This window comes from Streptomyces sp. PA03-5A (assembly GCF_033792725.1).
In the GTDB taxonomy this organism is placed as follows: Bacteria; Actinomycetota; Actinomycetes; order Streptomycetales; family Streptomycetaceae; genus Actinacidiphila.
In genome coordinates, this window is the sequence record NZ_JARAVL010000009.1 from 86,114 (window position 1) to 99,393 (window position 13,280).

Here is a 13,280-nt window from a genome sequence, read left to right on the forward strand (position 1 = left end):
CGGTTCCCTCCCTCCCCTCAGGCCTCGGTCAGCGGGCCGTAGGCGTCGGGGCGGCGGTCCCGGTAGAAGGCCCACTGCTGACGGACCTCCTCGATCTTCCCGAAGTCCAGGTCGCGCACGAGAAGTTCCTCCTCCTTGTCGGAGGCGACGTCGCCCACGAACTGACCGCGCGGGTCGACGAAGTAGGACGTGCCGTAGAAGTCGTTGTCGCCGTACTCCTCCTGGCCGACCCGGTTGATGGCGGCGACGAAGTACTCGTTGGCGACGGCCGCGGCCGGCTGCTCCAGCTGCCACAGGTAGGCGGACAGCCCGCGCGAGGTGGCGGAGGGGTTGTAGACCAGTTCGGCACCGGCGAGGCCCAGTGCCCGCCAGCCCTCGGGGAAGTGGCGGTCGTAGCAGATGTAGACGCCGACCTTGCCGACGGCCGTGTCGAAGACCGGCCAGCCCAGGTTGCCGGGCTTGAAGTAGTACTTCTCCCAGAAGCCCTTGACCTGCGGGATGTGGTGCTTGCGGTACTTGCCCAGGTAGCTGCCGTCGGCGTCGATCACGGCGGCGGTGTTGTAGTAGAAGCCCGCCTGCTCGACCTCGTAGACCGGCACCACCATCACCATGCGGAGCTCCTTGGCGAGCGCCTGCATCCGCACGATCGTCGGGCCGTCCGGCACCGGTTCCGCCCACCGGTAGTGCTCGGGCTCCTGCACCTGGCAGAAGTACGGGGCGTTGAACACCTCCTGGAAGCCGATGACCTGCGCCCCCTGGGCGGCCGCCTCGCGGGCGTACCGCTCGTGCAGGTCGGTCATCGATTCCTTGTCGCCGGTCCACTTCGTCTGGACGAGCGCGGCGCGCACTACTCGACTCATCGGTCTTCCCTCCGACGTCGCGGCAATGAGCGGGCCGCGAAGGTGAACTCCGGGCCGCTTGACGGCTGACATTAGGAGCCCTGGGGTGCGGGGTGCAGTACCACGCTGTAACGCGCTGGGGCCCCCGGCGTTCCGCCGCGTCACCTGCGCGGACACGGCCCACGGCGGTGTCAGGTCCGTTCGCGCGGCAGGTGAAATCGGTGTTTCGTCCGGGGCCCCGGCATTACCGGCGGGTGTCCCCGGCTCACCGACAAGAAATGTGAGCTGGACAAAAAAACTTTTCGGTGAGACGGTGGAGCCATGTTGGACGTGAGCGTGATCGAGGACTCGGCGGCCGCCGCCGCCACGCTGGACCCCGTACGGGCCCGCCTCCTCGCCGAGCTGGCGGAGGGGCCCGCGTCGGCGGCCATGCTCGCCGCCCGGGTCGGGCTGCCGCGGCAGAAGGTGAACTACCACCTGCGGACGCTGGAGGCGCACGGCCTGGTCGAGCTGGCCGGCGAACGCCGGAAGGGCAACGTCACCGAGCGGCTGATGCGGGCCACCGCGGCCTCGTACGTGATCTCCCCGCTCGCGCTGGCCGCCGTCCAGCCGGACCCCGGGCGTTTCCGCGACCAGCTGTCCGCGCGCTGGCTGCTGGCCGTCGCCGCCCGGCTCGTCCGCGACGTCGGCACCCTGATCACCGGTGCGGCCAGGGCCCGCAAGCCGCTCGCGACGTACGCCCTCGACGGGGAGGTGCGCTTCGCCTCCGCCGCCGACCGGGCCGCGTTCGTGGAGGAGCTGACCCGCGGGGTGAGCGCGCTGATCGCCAAGTACCACGACGCGGACGGCGAGGGCGGTCGCGAGCACCGCATCGTGGTCGCGCTCCACCCCACCGTCAAAGACCCAGGCCCCACGCCAGGGCCGTCCGGGGAGGCCGCACCGGCCGTCGGGCGGGCCACGCCGGCCGCCGTCGAGGAGTCCCCGTGAGCGGCCCGTGACCCGTCGCGGCCGGCACCGCACCCCACCCGCCGAACACCACCCCCACCACCACCCCACCACCCACCACGTCGTCCGGGCGTCCGGGCCCGTCCCCCGAGGAGCGAGAAGCACCATGTCCAAGGAATTCGAGATCGTCCGCGAGTTCGAGACCGAGGCGAGCCCGGAGGAGGTCTGGGAGGCCGTCACCACCGGCTCCGCCGGCTGGCTGTGGCCCCAGGAGTTCGAGCCGCGCAAAGGCGGCGCCGCGCCCTTCGGCGGCACCCTCACCGCCTGGGACCCCCCGCACCACCTGATCGCCCGGTCGGAGAGCCCGGAGGGCGTCGACAACCAGTTCTTCAACCAGCTCGAGCACGTCATCGAGGAGCGCGAGGGCGGCGGTGCCTGGGTGCGCTACGTGCACAGCGGCGTCTTCGTCGACGACTGGGACAACCAGTACGACGGCGCGAGCAAGCACACCGACTTCTACCTGCACACCCTGCGCCAGTACCTGACCCACTTCAGCGGGCGGCCGGCCGCCTTCGCCACGGTGAACGGCCCCGCCGCGTCCACCTCGCCCGACGCCCTCGAGGTCGTCAGCCGCGCCCTCGGCGTGCCGGACGACGCGGCCGAGGGTGCCGTGGTGCGTGTCGAACTGCCCGGCGCCGGGCCGGTGGAGGCCGTGGTCGACTACCGCGACCGGTACTTCGTCGGCCTGCGGACCGGCGACGCGATGTACCGGGTCTTCGGCCGCAACCACTTCGGCGCCCCGGTCGGCGTGAGCGTGCACGACTTCGCCCCCGGCGCCGACGGCGAGCGGGCCGGGCAGCGCTGGCAGGCGTGGCTGGACGGCGTCTTCGCGTAACCGCGCGCCCCACCGCGCCCCGTGCACGGGACCGCCCCGGCTGGATCACCAGCCGGGGCGGTTCGCGTCGTACTGCCGGTCGCGTCAGGCGAGGGTCGCCAGCGCCTCGTTGAAGGTCGCAGACGGACGCATGACGGCCGCGGCCTTGGCCGGGTCGGGCTGGTAGTAGCCGCCGATCTCGGCCGGGGAGCCCTGCACGGCGATCAGCTCGTCGACGATCACCTGCTCCTTCTCGGTCAGCGTCTGGGCAAGCGGGCCGAAGGCCTTGGCCAGCTCGGCGTCGTCCGACTGCCCGGCCAGCTCCTGGGCCCAGTACATCGCCAGGTAGAAGTGGCTGCCGCGGTTGTCGATGCCGCCGAGCCGGCGGCTGGGCGACTTGTCCTCGTTGAGGAAGGTGCCCGTGGCGCGGTCGAGGGTGTCGGCCAGGACCTGGGCGCGGGCGTTGCCCGTGGTGGTCGCCAGGTGCTCGAAGCTGACCGCGAGCGCGAGGAACTCGCCGAGGCTGTCCCAGCGCAGGTAGTTCTCCTTGACCAGCTGCTGGACGTGCTTGGGCGCGGAGCCGCCGGCGCCGGTCTCGAAGAGGCCGCCGCCGTTCATCAGCGGCACGACCGACAGCATCTTGGCGCTGGTGCCCAGCTCCAGGATCGGGAAGAGGTCGGTCAGGTAGTCGCGCAGCACGTTGCCGGTGACGGAGATCGTGTCCTCGCCGCGACGGATGCGGTCGAGGGAGAACTTGATCGCCTCGACCGGGGACTTGATCTCGATCTGCAGGCCCTCGGTGTCGTGCTCCGTCAGGTACTGCTTCACCTTGGCGATGAGGTTCGCGTCATGGGCGCGCTCCTCGTCCAGCCAGAACACCGCCGGGTCGCCGGTCGCGCGGGCGCGGGTGACGGCGAGCTTGACCCAGTCCTTGATCGGCGCGTCCTTGGTCTGGCAGGCGCGGAAGATGTCGCCGGCGGAGACGGCCTGCTCCAGCACGACGTTCCCGGCCTGGTCGACCAGGCGGACGGTGCCGGTGTGCTGGATCTCGAAGGTCTTGTCGTGGCTGCCGTACTCCTCGGCCTTCTGCGCCATGAGGCCGACGTTGGGCACCGAGCCCATCGTGGCCGGGTCGAAGGCGCCGTTCGCGCGGCAGTCGTCGATGACGGCCTGGTAGATGCCGGCGTAGCTGCTGTCCGGGAGCACCGCGAGGGTGTCGGCCTCCTGGCCGTCCGGGCCCCACATGTGGCCGGAGGTGCGGATCATGGCCGGCATGGAGGCGTCGACGATGACGTCGCTCGGGACGTGCAGGTTGGTGATGCCGCGGTCGGAGTCGACCATGGCCAGGGCCGGGCCCTCGGCCAGCTCGGCCTCGAAGGAGGCCTTGATCGCCGCGCCGTCGGCAAGGGACTCGACGCCCTTGAGGATGCCGCCGAGGCCGTCGTTGGGGGTGAGGCCGGCCGCCGCGAAGGTCTCGCCGTACTGGGCGAAGGTCTTGGGGAAGAAGGCGCGGACCACGTGGCCGAAGACGATCGGGTCGGAGACCTTCATCATCGTGGCCTTCAGGTGCACCGAGAACAGCACGTCCTCGGCCTTGGCGCGCGCGACCTGCTCGCCGAGGAACTCGCGCAGCACGGCGACGCGCATGACGGAGGCGTCCACGACCTCGCCCGCGAGCACCGGCACCGACTCGCGCAGCACGGTGGTCGTGCCGTCGTCACCGACCAGCTCGATGCGCAGCGCGCCGTCCTCGGCGATGACGGCGGACTTCTCCGTGGAACGGAAGTCGTCGGCGGTCATGTGCGCGACGTTCGTCTTCGAGTCGGCCGACCACGCGCCCATGCGGTGCGGGTGCGCCTTGGCGTAGTTCTTGACCGACGCGGGGGCGCGGCGGTCGGAGTTGCCCTCGCGCAGGACGGGATTGACGGCGCTGCCCTTGATCTTGTCGTAGCGGGCGCGCACGTCCTTGTCCTCGTCGGACTTCGGGTCGTCCGGGTAGTCCGGCAGCGCGTAGCCCTGCGCCTGCAGCTCGGCGACCGCGGCCTTCAGCTGCGGGATCGAGGCCGAGACGTTCGGCAGCTTGATGATGTTCGCCGCCGGGGTCTTGGCGAGCTCGCCGAGCTCGGCGAGGGCGTCGGCGATGCGCTGGCCCTCCTCCAGGTACTCGGGGAAGCTCGCGATGATGCGCCCGGCCAGGGAGATGTCACGGGTCTCCACGGCGACTCCGGCCGTGGAGGCGTACGCCTGGATCACGGGCAGGAACGAGTACGTCGCCAGCGCCGGCGCCTCGTCGGTGTGCGTATAGATGATGGTCGAGTCAGTCACCGGGTGCTCCGCTCCACGTCTGCAACATTGCTCGACATCAAGATATCTCGTGAGCGGCCGCCACTCGAATGGACCCTCCCGGCGCCCGGGCACCACCGCCCGGCCACGCCGGGTACCCCGAGCGGGACGCTCATGGTGCCCGCCCGCATACCCGGCGGCATAACTGTGGTGTTCCACCACATGGGAGCGTGACGTGGCCGTTTCTACGGTGTGGCGACATCGGAAACGTCCCCGTCCCCCGCCCGGAAGTGGTGACCATGGCAACCCCGGCACCCGCGCCCACCGCACCCGGCTCGCTCCGCAGAATCGTCGCGGCGAGCCTCATCGGCACCACCATCGAGTGGTACGACTTCTTCCTCTACGGCTCCGCCGCCGCGCTGGTCTTCAACAAGCTGTTCTTCCCCAACGAGGAACCCCTGGTCGGCACGCTGCTGTCGTTCCTCACGTACGCCGTCGGCTTCGCCGCCCGCCCGGTGGGCGCCCTCGTCTTCGGCCACTTCGGGGACCGCCTCGGCCGCAAGCGGCTGCTCGTGCTGAGCCTGCTGCTCATGGGCGGCGCGACCTTCTGCATCGGCCTGCTGCCGACGTTCTCCACGATCGGCGTCGCCGCTCCGGTGCTGCTCACCATGCTCCGCCTCGTGCAGGGCTTCGCGCTCGGCGGCGAGTGGGGCGGCGCGGTGCTGCTGGTCTCCGAGCACGGCGACGCGAAGCGGCGCGGGTTCTGGGCCTCGTGGCCGCAGACGGGCGCGCCGGCCGGGCAGCTGCTCGCCACCGGTGTGCTGTCGGCGCTGACCGCGCTGCTCTCGGACGCCGCGTTCACCTCGTGGGGCTGGCGCATCCCGTTCCTGCTCTCGGGCGTGCTCGTGATGGTGGGGCTGTGGATCCGGCTGTCGGTGGACGAGTCCCCGGTGTTCAAGGCGGCGCTGGCCAGGGCGGAGGCCCGCAAGACGGAGGAGTCCACGATCGAGCGGCTGCCGCTGGTGTCGGTCCTGCGCGACCACTGGCGGGACGTCCTGGTGGCGATGGGTGCCCGCATGGCGGAGAACATCAGCTACTACGTCATGACCGCCTTCGTCCTCGTCTACGCCGTCGAGCACGCGGCCCTAGGCAAGCAGACCGCGCTGAACGCCGTGCTCATCGGCTCCGCGGTGCACTTCGCCGTCATCCCGGCCTGGGGCGCGCTCTCCGACCGCGTCGGGCGCAGGCCGGTGTACCTGCTGGGCGCGGCGGGCGTGGGCCTGTGGGCCTTCCCCTTCTTCGCGCTGATCGACACGAAGAGCTTCCCGGCCCTGCTGCTGGCCGTCACGGGCGGCCTGGTGCTGCACGGCGCCATGTACGCGCCGCAGGCGGCCTTCTTCTCCGAGATGTTCGCGACCCGCATGCGCTACTCCGGGGCCTCGATCGGCGCCCAGTTCGCCTCCGTGGCCGCGGGCGCCCCGGCTCCGCTCATCGCGACCGCGCTGCTCGCGTCCTACGACAGCTCGGTCCCCATCTCGCTGTACGTCATCGCCGCCGCGCTGCTCACGCTGGTCGCGGTCGGGGTGGCCAAGGAGACGCGCGGCCGGGACCTCGACGCCGTCGAGTCCGGGACCGCGGAGGACGCCCCGCTGGCCCGGTCGGCCCACGCGGGCTGACCCCGTGCGGACACGTTCCGCACCCCCGGTACGTGGACCCCGTCACGGTGTGTCAGTGGCGGGGTCTACCGTCGTGACCGTGGGTGACACGAGAGAGATGACGGGGGTGCTGCACCATGTCGAGCTGTGGGTTCCGGAGCTGGAGCGCGCGGACGCCGAGTGGGGCTGGCTGCTGGGCGAGCTCGGCTACGTCCGGTACCAGCGGTGGGAGGCGGGCCGCAGCTGGCGGCTGGGGGCGACCTATATCGTCGTCGAACGGTCACCGGACCTCGTCGAGGGGCCGCACGAGCGCCGCAGGGCGGGGCTGAACCACCTCGCGTTCCATGTGGCGGGCCGCGCGGAGCTGGACGCCCTGGTGGCCCGCTCGCCGCGGCACGGCTGGACGCTGATGTTCCCCGAGCTGCATCCGTACGCCGGCGGCGAGGAGCACTACGCCGCCTACCTGGAGAACGGCGACGGGTTCGAGGTGGAGCTGGTCGCGGGCGCGGATCAGACCTGACCGGCGGGACCCGGCGGGCCCTCCTGCCCGGCCGAGAGCCGGTGCAGGCGCAGCGCGAGCTGGATCTCCAGCGCACGGTCCGGGGCCTGCCAGTCGGCGCCGAGCAGGTGGGAGATGCGCTCCAGGCGCTGCGCGACGGTGTTGACGTGCACGTGGAGGGCGTCCTTGGTGCGCACGGGGCTCATCCCGCTGGCGAAGTAGGCGTCCAGGGTGCGCACGAGGTCGGTACCCCGGCGGCTGTCGTAGTCGGCGACGGCGCCGATCGTGCGGTGCACGAAGCCGTCGACGTCGCGCGACTCGGTCAGCAGGAGCCCGAGGAAGCCGAAGTCGTCGCCCGCGGCGCCCTCCCCGACCCGGCCGAGGGCGCGCAGCGTGTCGCCGCAGCGCTGCGCCTCCGCGTAGGCCAGGGCGACGGCGCCGGGCCGCCCGGCCGGCGCGTGGACGGGGCCGGACGCCCCCACCGTGACGGCCGCCTGCACCGCCGTGCCCAGCTGCTGGGCGATCCGGCGGGCGGTGGCGGAGGCGTCGGAGCCCGGCTCCAGCGGGAGCAGCAGCACGGTGCCCCCGTCGCGCGCTGCGGCCAGACCCCGCCGGGTGGCGGCGAGGTGGGAGGCGGCCGACCACAGCCGCTGCCGGTCGGCTGCGGCCCCGGCGTGCTCCTCGCCGACGCGGGCGGCGAGGACGACGTGCGGGGCGTCGAGGTCCGCGCGGAGCCGGCCCGCGCGTTCGCGCAGCAGTGCGGGGTCACGCTGCGGGGCATCGAGCAGGTCGTCCAGGAGTTCGCCCCGGAAGCGCTGCTCGGCCTCGGCGGCGGTGCGCCGGGCGAGCAGCAGCAGGGAGGTGACCATGGCGGCCCGCTCCAGCGTGCGCTGGTCGACGGGGTCGAGTTCGGGGTGGCCGTGCAGCACGAGCGCGCCCAGCAGTTCGCCGCCCGCGGTGACGGCGGCCGTCCAGGTCTGGCCCTGCCGTACGGCGTGGCCGTCCTTCCGGGAGCGGGCCACGGCATCGGCGAGCATGTCGGGGACGGGGTCGCGGTCGGTGCCGACGACCCGCACCGTCCCGGAGAGCACCTCGGCGACGGCGTCCGCGACGTCGTCCACGCCGCCGCCGCGCAGGACGAGTTCGGTGAGCCGGTCGTGCACCTCGGAGGCGCGTTCCAGCACGGCGCTGTGGCTGCGGATGGTGTCGTTGGCGGTGCCCAGGTCGGCGAGCGCGGACCGGGTCTCCTCCAGCAGGTTCGCCGTGTCGATGGCGACGGCGGCGAGCGAGGCGAGGGAGGCCAGCAGGGCGATCTGGCCGCGTTCGAACACCCGGGCCCGGCGGTCCGCGGCGTACAGCACCCCGATGACGCCGGTGCCCAGCACGAGGGGCACGCCCAGGATCGCCACCAGGCCCTCGTCGTGCACGGCCGAGTCGATCGGGTGGGTGTGCCGGAAGCGCTCGTCGTCGAAGTAGGACTCGGTGACGTAGGGCAGCGCGGTCTGCGCGACCAGACCGCCGAGCCCCTCCCCCATCCCGAGCCGTACCCGCTGGAACTCGGCGGAGACCGACCCCTCGGTGACCCGCATGTAGGTGTCGCCGGCCTTCCGGTCGATCAGGCTGAGGTAGGCGACGTCCGTGCCGAGCAGGGACCTGGCCCGCTGCACGATGGCCTGCAGCACCGAGTCCAGGTCCCGCAGGCCCGCGAGGTCGCCCGCCGTCTCGAACAGCGCCGACAGCTCGGCCTCGCGCCGCCGCCGGCCCTCCAGTTCCGCCCGCACGCGCAGGGCCAGCAGCTTGGCCTGCTCCATCTCCGCGAGCACGGCGGGGGGCGCGCCCTCGGCCCTGGCCGCGAGGACCGGCCGCTCGTACTCCTCGGCCGGTGCCCCGCGGGCGAGCAGCCGCAGGAAGGGTGCGTCGGAAGGGCTGTGGGGAGCCATGGTTCCGCCGTCGTCGTCGGGGGCGTGGAGTGGGTCGCGGGGCACGCTGTCAGGGATACCGGCAGATCAGTGCGCCGTCCATCCACCGTCCATGGTGAGCGAGGCACCGGTGATGAAGGACGCCTGCGGCGAGCAGAGGTAGGCGGTCAGTTCGGCGACCTCCTCCGGCTCCACCAGCCGCTTCACGGCGGAGTCGGCGAGCATGATCTCGGTGACGACCCGCTCGGGATCGATGCCGTGTGCGGCCGCCTGGTCGGCGATCTGCCGCTCGACGAGCGGGGTGCGCACATAGGCGGGGCTGATGCAGTTCGAGGTGACGCCGCGGGCGGCACCCTCCAGGGCGGCGGTCTTGGACAGCCCCTCAAGCCCGTGCTTGGCCGAGACGTAGGCGCTCTTGTAGGCCGAGGCGCGCAGTCCGTGGACGGAGGAGATGTTCACGATCCGGCCCCAGCCCTGCCCGTACATGTGCGGCAGCGCCCCCCGGATCAGCCGGAAGGGCGCCTCCAGCATCACGCGCAGCACCGTGGCGAAGACGTCGGGCGGGAAGTCCTCGATGGGGCGGACGAGCTGCAGCCCGGCATTGTTGACCAGGATGTCGGTGCCCGCGGCGGCCTGCTCGGCGGCGTCGAGGTCGGTCAGGTCCAGCGTCACGGTCTCGACGGCGCCGGGGCGGCCGCCCGCCGCGGCCTGTTCCGCGAGCTCGGCCAGGCCTTCGGCGTCCCGGTCGGCGGCCCGCACCTTGGCACCGGCCGCGGCCAGGCGCAGGACGCACGCGCGGCCGATGCCGCCGGCGGCGCCGGTGACGAGCGCGGTGCGTCCGTCCAGGTCCGGCGGCCCGGACGGCGGGACGGGGCCTGCTGCGGGACGGGGCGCGGGGGGCGTGGGCGTCATGCACTGCAGGCTAGGCAGCGCGTGGGCCCCGACCGATGTGTGCGCCGCCCACACTCGCGACACCGCCAATGGGGGTGGCGCACACTCACTCCTGCGGCGGCCCCGCGGGCTCGAACCAGGTCGGGCCGTCGGACAGCGCGTGCTTGAGGCGCAGCCGCCCGTGGTTGCCGAGGTCGGGCAGACCGTCCACGTCGAACCAGCCGACCTCCAGCGACTCGTCGTCCGCGACCCGGGCCCGCCCGCCGACCGCCCGGCAGCGGAAGGTGATGTCCACGTACTGGCAGCGGTCCCCGTTGGGGTAGAGGACCGGGTCGATCGTCTGGACCAGGACGACGCGCTCCACGACCGCGCGCACGCCGGTCTCCTCCAGCACCTCGCGGACGGCGGTCTCGGCGGGTTGCTCGCCGGGTTCGGCGATGCCGCCGATGAGGGACCAGCGTCCGTTGTCCGCCCGCCGGTTCAGCAGGACGCGGTCGTCGTCGTCGAGGACGACCGCCGTGACACCGGGCAGGAGCAGCTGCCGGTGGCCGACGAGGGCCCGCAGCTCGCGGAGGAATTCGGGAATCGGCACGCCGCCGAGCCTACGTCCTCGGCCGGACCCTCCCGTGGATCAGGTCCGTGAGCGCGGCACTTGCCGTTCGCGCACGGGATCTCCACATCCCGAGCCCCCAGCGGTTACGGTGACCCCCGGGGCCGGGGGGTTCCCCGGGGGTCAGGGGGTGCGCTGATGGACACGCGAACCGGTGGCACGCGGTCAGGGGTCGGGGGTGCCGGCGACGGCCCGGCGGAACGCCCGCGCTCCGGATGGACGGACGCGGTCGGCGCGCTGGTCCTCGCCGGCTGCGCGGTGTGGTCGCTGGTCGCCGCGGCGGGCCACCCGGCCCGTCCCGAGGGCGTGCTCCTGGCCGTCCTGGCGGTCACCGCCGGATACGCGGCAGGCCGCGTCGGCGGCGCCCTGCGTCCGGTGGCCGTCCCCGCCGTGGCGGCCCTGACCGCGGTCGTCCTGGTGGTCGCCCTCCCCGGTCGCCTGTCCGGCGGCCCGGACACCCCGCCGCTCGGGTACGCGAACGCCGACGCCGCGCTCATGGTGCTCGCCACCGGCGCCGCCTGCTGTGCAGCCTGGGCCGCGCGGACCCGACCGCTCCGGCTGGGCCTGCGCCTGCTCGGCGCCACGGCGGCCGGGTTCGCGCTGGCCGTCGGCTCCGCCGCGGGGTTCGCGGCGTGCCTCGGGGTGGTCCTGTGCTCGCTTGCCGCCGACCGCACGCGCCGCGCGGTCGGCCTCGCGGGCCTGGCCCTGGCCCTCGTCGTGGCGGTCGGCGGCACCTGCGCGGTCGCCGTCGACGCCCTGCCGCCGGGGCTGTCGGCCTCGCTGTCCGGGCAGCTCACCCCGGCCCGGGTCCGGCTGTGGCACGACGCCCTGGAGACCGCCCGGGACCATCCCGTACGCGGGATCGGCCCGGGCCGCTTCGCCGAGGCGGGCACCGCACCGGCTCCTTCGGCGCCCGGCGGGGGCACGCCGCAGTCGGCGCCCCTGCAACTGGCCGCCGAGCAGGGACTGCCCGGCGTCGCCCTCCTCGGCGCCTCCTACGTCTGGCTGCTCTGGGCCCTCCAGCGCTCCCCGCGCCCGACCCCCGTCGTCCTGACCGCCGCGGCCGCCCTGACCGGCCTCGCCATGCAGGCCGCCGTCGACCACGTCCTCAGCTACCCTGCCGTCACCGCCGCCGCCGGCCTCCTCGCCGGCCTCGCCACCTCCCGCCCCCTCGGCGGCCCCCCGGACCCCGGCGGCACATGAGCCTCCGGCCCACCCTGCCGCCTCGCCATGTCCGCGCGACGTCGGCGCAGCGTCGGAAGGCGGCGTCCCACGACCGCCTCCACTGCGTGCAATCCAGAGCGCGGGAGGCCCTGCGTCATCCGCGCAAGCACCCCGTGGCGGCGCGGCACGTGAACCCCCGCTCACGTCACCGCCCCCGCATCGCCGCCCGGGCGAAGCCGCCGGTGCCCACCGAACCGAACGCGCCGATCGCGGCGCCCAGCGGTGCCGCTGTTGCCTCGTCCACACGGGACGCCCTCCCGGCGCCCCGTCGGTGCCGCCCGCACCGGCCCTCCCCGGCTCGCGGCATGCGTCACACACCGGCACGACGGGGCGGGGGCCATTGCCTCACCCCGGGGGGCCGACATAGCATCGTGCTCCGTAGTGGTGAATCGATTCGACGAATCGATTCGACAACCCGGCACACGGGTCGCGAAGGAGCCGCATGACCACGATCAAGGACGTCGCCGAGCGCGCCGGGGTCGCACCGAGCACCGTGTCGTACGTTCTGAGCGGCTCGCGCAAGATCTCCGAGGACACCCGCCGCACCGTGCAGCAGGCGATCGACGAGCTCGGCTACCACCCGCGCGCGAGCGCCCGCACGCTGCGCAGCGCGCGGACCAACGTGCTGGCGCTGGCCTTCCCCCGCGTGGCGGGCGGCTACCGGGCGGTCGACGGGCAATTCGCCATCTACATCAGCGACGCGGCCCGCGCCCACGGTTACGACGTCCTGCTCATGACCGCGCGGGAAGGCGTGCCGGGGCTGCGCCGCATCGCGCGCGGCGGCCAGGCGGACGCCGCGATCCTGATGGCCGTCGAGATGGAGGATCCGCGCATCGCGGCCATGCTCGAACTCGGCTTCCCCACGGCGCTGCTGGGGCGGTCCGCCGACGACTCCGCGCTGCCGTGGACCGATCTGGACTGGGAGGCGGCCGCCGCCCTTGCCGTCCACGAGGTCGCCGCCGCCGGCCACCGGGACATCGCGTACCTGGCCACCACCGAGCGCGAGATCCAGGCGCGGCGCGGCTACGCGATCCGGGGCGTGGCCGGAGCGTGCCGCGCGGCGCCGGAGACCGGGGCCGACGTGCGCGTGCACCAGTCGACCGGGGACATGGCGCGGCTCGCGCGGCGCATCGGCACCCTGCTGCACGGCGAGCGCCCGCCGACCGCCCTGGTGGTGCAGCACGTGGCGGCGCTCCCGCACGTCCTCGCCGCCGTGGCGGCGGAGGGGCTGCGGGTGCCCGAGGACCTGGCGGTCGTGGCGGTCGGCAACCTCCCCGACGACGTGGGCGGTCAGGACCTGCCGCGCATCGAACTGCCCGTCCCCGAGATGTCCGCCGAGGTGACACGGCTCGCCGTGGAGGCCATCGCCGCCCACGCGCAGGGCACGCCACCCACGCCGCCGGGGCACCGGCTGATCCCCCCGGCGCTCGTGCCGGGCCCGCTGATCGCCCCGCCCCGCCCGCGCACGGCCGGCGCCTGAACCCGGCCCCTGAAGACTCGGCGCCCTCCGTCCGCCGTTCCCACCGTCCCGTTCCACGTAC

11 protein-coding genes are annotated in these 13,280 nt (G+C 73.6%); 6 read left to right on the forward strand and 5 right to left on the reverse strand.

All coding sequences use genetic code 11. The features are described from left to right. Positions 1-17 precede the first annotated feature (17 nt). Positions 18-860: a nitrilase-related carbon-nitrogen hydrolase gene (locus PV410_RS13335; RefSeq protein WP_500324319.1), complete on the reverse strand. Its 843-nt coding sequence runs from the start codon at positions 858-860 to the stop codon at positions 18-20. Between the two features lie 300 nt (positions 861-1,160). On the opposite strand from PV410_RS13335, the gene PV410_RS13340 reads away from it, so the two are divergent. Further along, complete coding sequence (locus PV410_RS13340; RefSeq protein WP_500324320.1) at positions 1,161-1,826, forward strand: ArsR/SmtB family transcription factor; 666 nt, start codon at positions 1,161-1,163, stop codon at positions 1,824-1,826. A 124-nt stretch (positions 1,827-1,950) separates the two neighbouring features. Then, positions 1,951-2,679 (forward strand): SRPBCC family protein, encoded by a 729-nt coding sequence (locus tag PV410_RS13345; RefSeq protein ID WP_500324321.1) that lies wholly within the window; start codon positions 1,951-1,953, stop codon positions 2,677-2,679. A gap of 84 nt (positions 2,680-2,763) precedes the next feature. Here the strand turns inward: PV410_RS13345 and PV410_RS13350 are convergent, their stop codons facing one another. Beyond that, on the reverse strand, positions 2,764-4,983 hold the full coding sequence (locus tag PV410_RS13350; protein ID WP_500324322.1) for an NADP-dependent isocitrate dehydrogenase: 2,220 nt from the start codon (positions 4,981-4,983) through the stop codon (positions 2,764-2,766). Between the two features lie 257 nt (positions 4,984-5,240). On the opposite strand from PV410_RS13350, the gene PV410_RS13355 reads away from it, so the two are divergent. Next, positions 5,241-6,617 (forward strand): MFS transporter, encoded by a 1,377-nt coding sequence (locus PV410_RS13355; protein WP_500324323.1) that lies wholly within the window; start codon positions 5,241-5,243, stop codon positions 6,615-6,617. 79 nt (positions 6,618-6,696) lie between these two features. Further along, positions 6,697-7,116: a VOC family protein gene (locus PV410_RS13360; protein ID WP_500324324.1), complete on the forward strand. Its 420-nt coding sequence runs from the start codon at positions 6,697-6,699 to the stop codon at positions 7,114-7,116. Here the strand turns inward: PV410_RS13360 and PV410_RS13365 are convergent. The 3 genes from PV410_RS13365 to PV410_RS13375 form a co-directional block, all read right to left on the reverse strand. Then, positions 7,107-9,035 (reverse strand): helix-turn-helix domain-containing protein, encoded by a 1,929-nt coding sequence (locus tag PV410_RS13365; RefSeq protein WP_500324488.1) that lies wholly within the window; start codon positions 9,033-9,035, stop codon positions 7,107-7,109. The two genes, PV410_RS13360 and PV410_RS13365, sit on opposite strands and share 10 nt — an antisense overlap. Before the next feature lie 66 nt (positions 9,036-9,101). Beyond that, a complete protein-coding gene (locus PV410_RS13370) occupies positions 9,102-9,926 on the reverse strand; it encodes a 3-hydroxybutyrate dehydrogenase (RefSeq protein ID WP_500324325.1) in 825 nt (274 codons plus the stop codon). A gap of 85 nt (positions 9,927-10,011) precedes the next feature. Next, positions 10,012-10,497 carry an NUDIX hydrolase gene (locus PV410_RS13375; protein WP_500324326.1) on the reverse strand — a complete coding sequence of 162 codons (486 nt, stop codon included), beginning with the start codon at positions 10,495-10,497 and terminating at the stop codon, positions 10,012-10,014. Between the two features lie 156 nt (positions 10,498-10,653). Here PV410_RS13375 and PV410_RS13380 point away from each other — a divergent pair, with 156 nt between their 5' ends. Continuing rightward, entirely contained in the window at positions 10,654-11,718 is a 1,065-nt protein-coding gene (locus PV410_RS13380) for an O-antigen ligase family protein (protein WP_500324327.1), read from the forward strand. A gap of 463 nt (positions 11,719-12,181) precedes the next feature. Beyond that, positions 12,182-13,219 (forward strand): LacI family DNA-binding transcriptional regulator, encoded by a 1,038-nt coding sequence (locus PV410_RS13385; RefSeq protein WP_500324328.1) that lies wholly within the window; start codon positions 12,182-12,184, stop codon positions 13,217-13,219. The last annotated feature ends 61 nt before the right edge of the window (positions 13,220-13,280 follow it).

What these genes read in the sequence shown, in the direction of transcription:
- PV410_RS13355 (WP_500324323.1), top strand. Translation starts at nt 5,241, where the DNA reads ATGGCAACCCCGGCACCCGCGCCCACCGCACCCGGCTCGCTCCGCAGA.
- PV410_RS13345 (WP_500324321.1), top strand. Translation starts at nt 1,951, where the DNA reads ATGTCCAAGGAATTCGAGATCGTCCGCGAGTTCGAGACCGAGGCGAGC.
- PV410_RS13370 (WP_500324325.1), bottom strand. Translation starts at nt 9,926, where the DNA reads ATGACGCCCACGCCCCCCGCGCCCCGTCCCGCAGCAGGCCCCGTCCCG.
- PV410_RS13380 (WP_500324327.1), top strand. Translation starts at nt 10,654, where the DNA reads ATGGACACGCGAACCGGTGGCACGCGGTCAGGGGTCGGGGGTGCCGGC.
- PV410_RS13335 (WP_500324319.1), bottom strand. Translation starts at nt 860, where the DNA reads ATGAGTCGAGTAGTGCGCGCCGCGCTCGTCCAGACGAAGTGGACCGGC.
- PV410_RS13340 (WP_500324320.1), top strand. Translation starts at nt 1,161, where the DNA reads ATGTTGGACGTGAGCGTGATCGAGGACTCGGCGGCCGCCGCCGCCACG.
- PV410_RS13385 (WP_500324328.1), top strand. Translation starts at nt 12,182, where the DNA reads ATGACCACGATCAAGGACGTCGCCGAGCGCGCCGGGGTCGCACCGAGC.
- PV410_RS13365 (WP_500324488.1), bottom strand. Translation starts at nt 9,035, where the DNA reads ATGGCTCCCCACAGCCCTTCCGACGCACCCTTCCTGCGGCTGCTCGCC.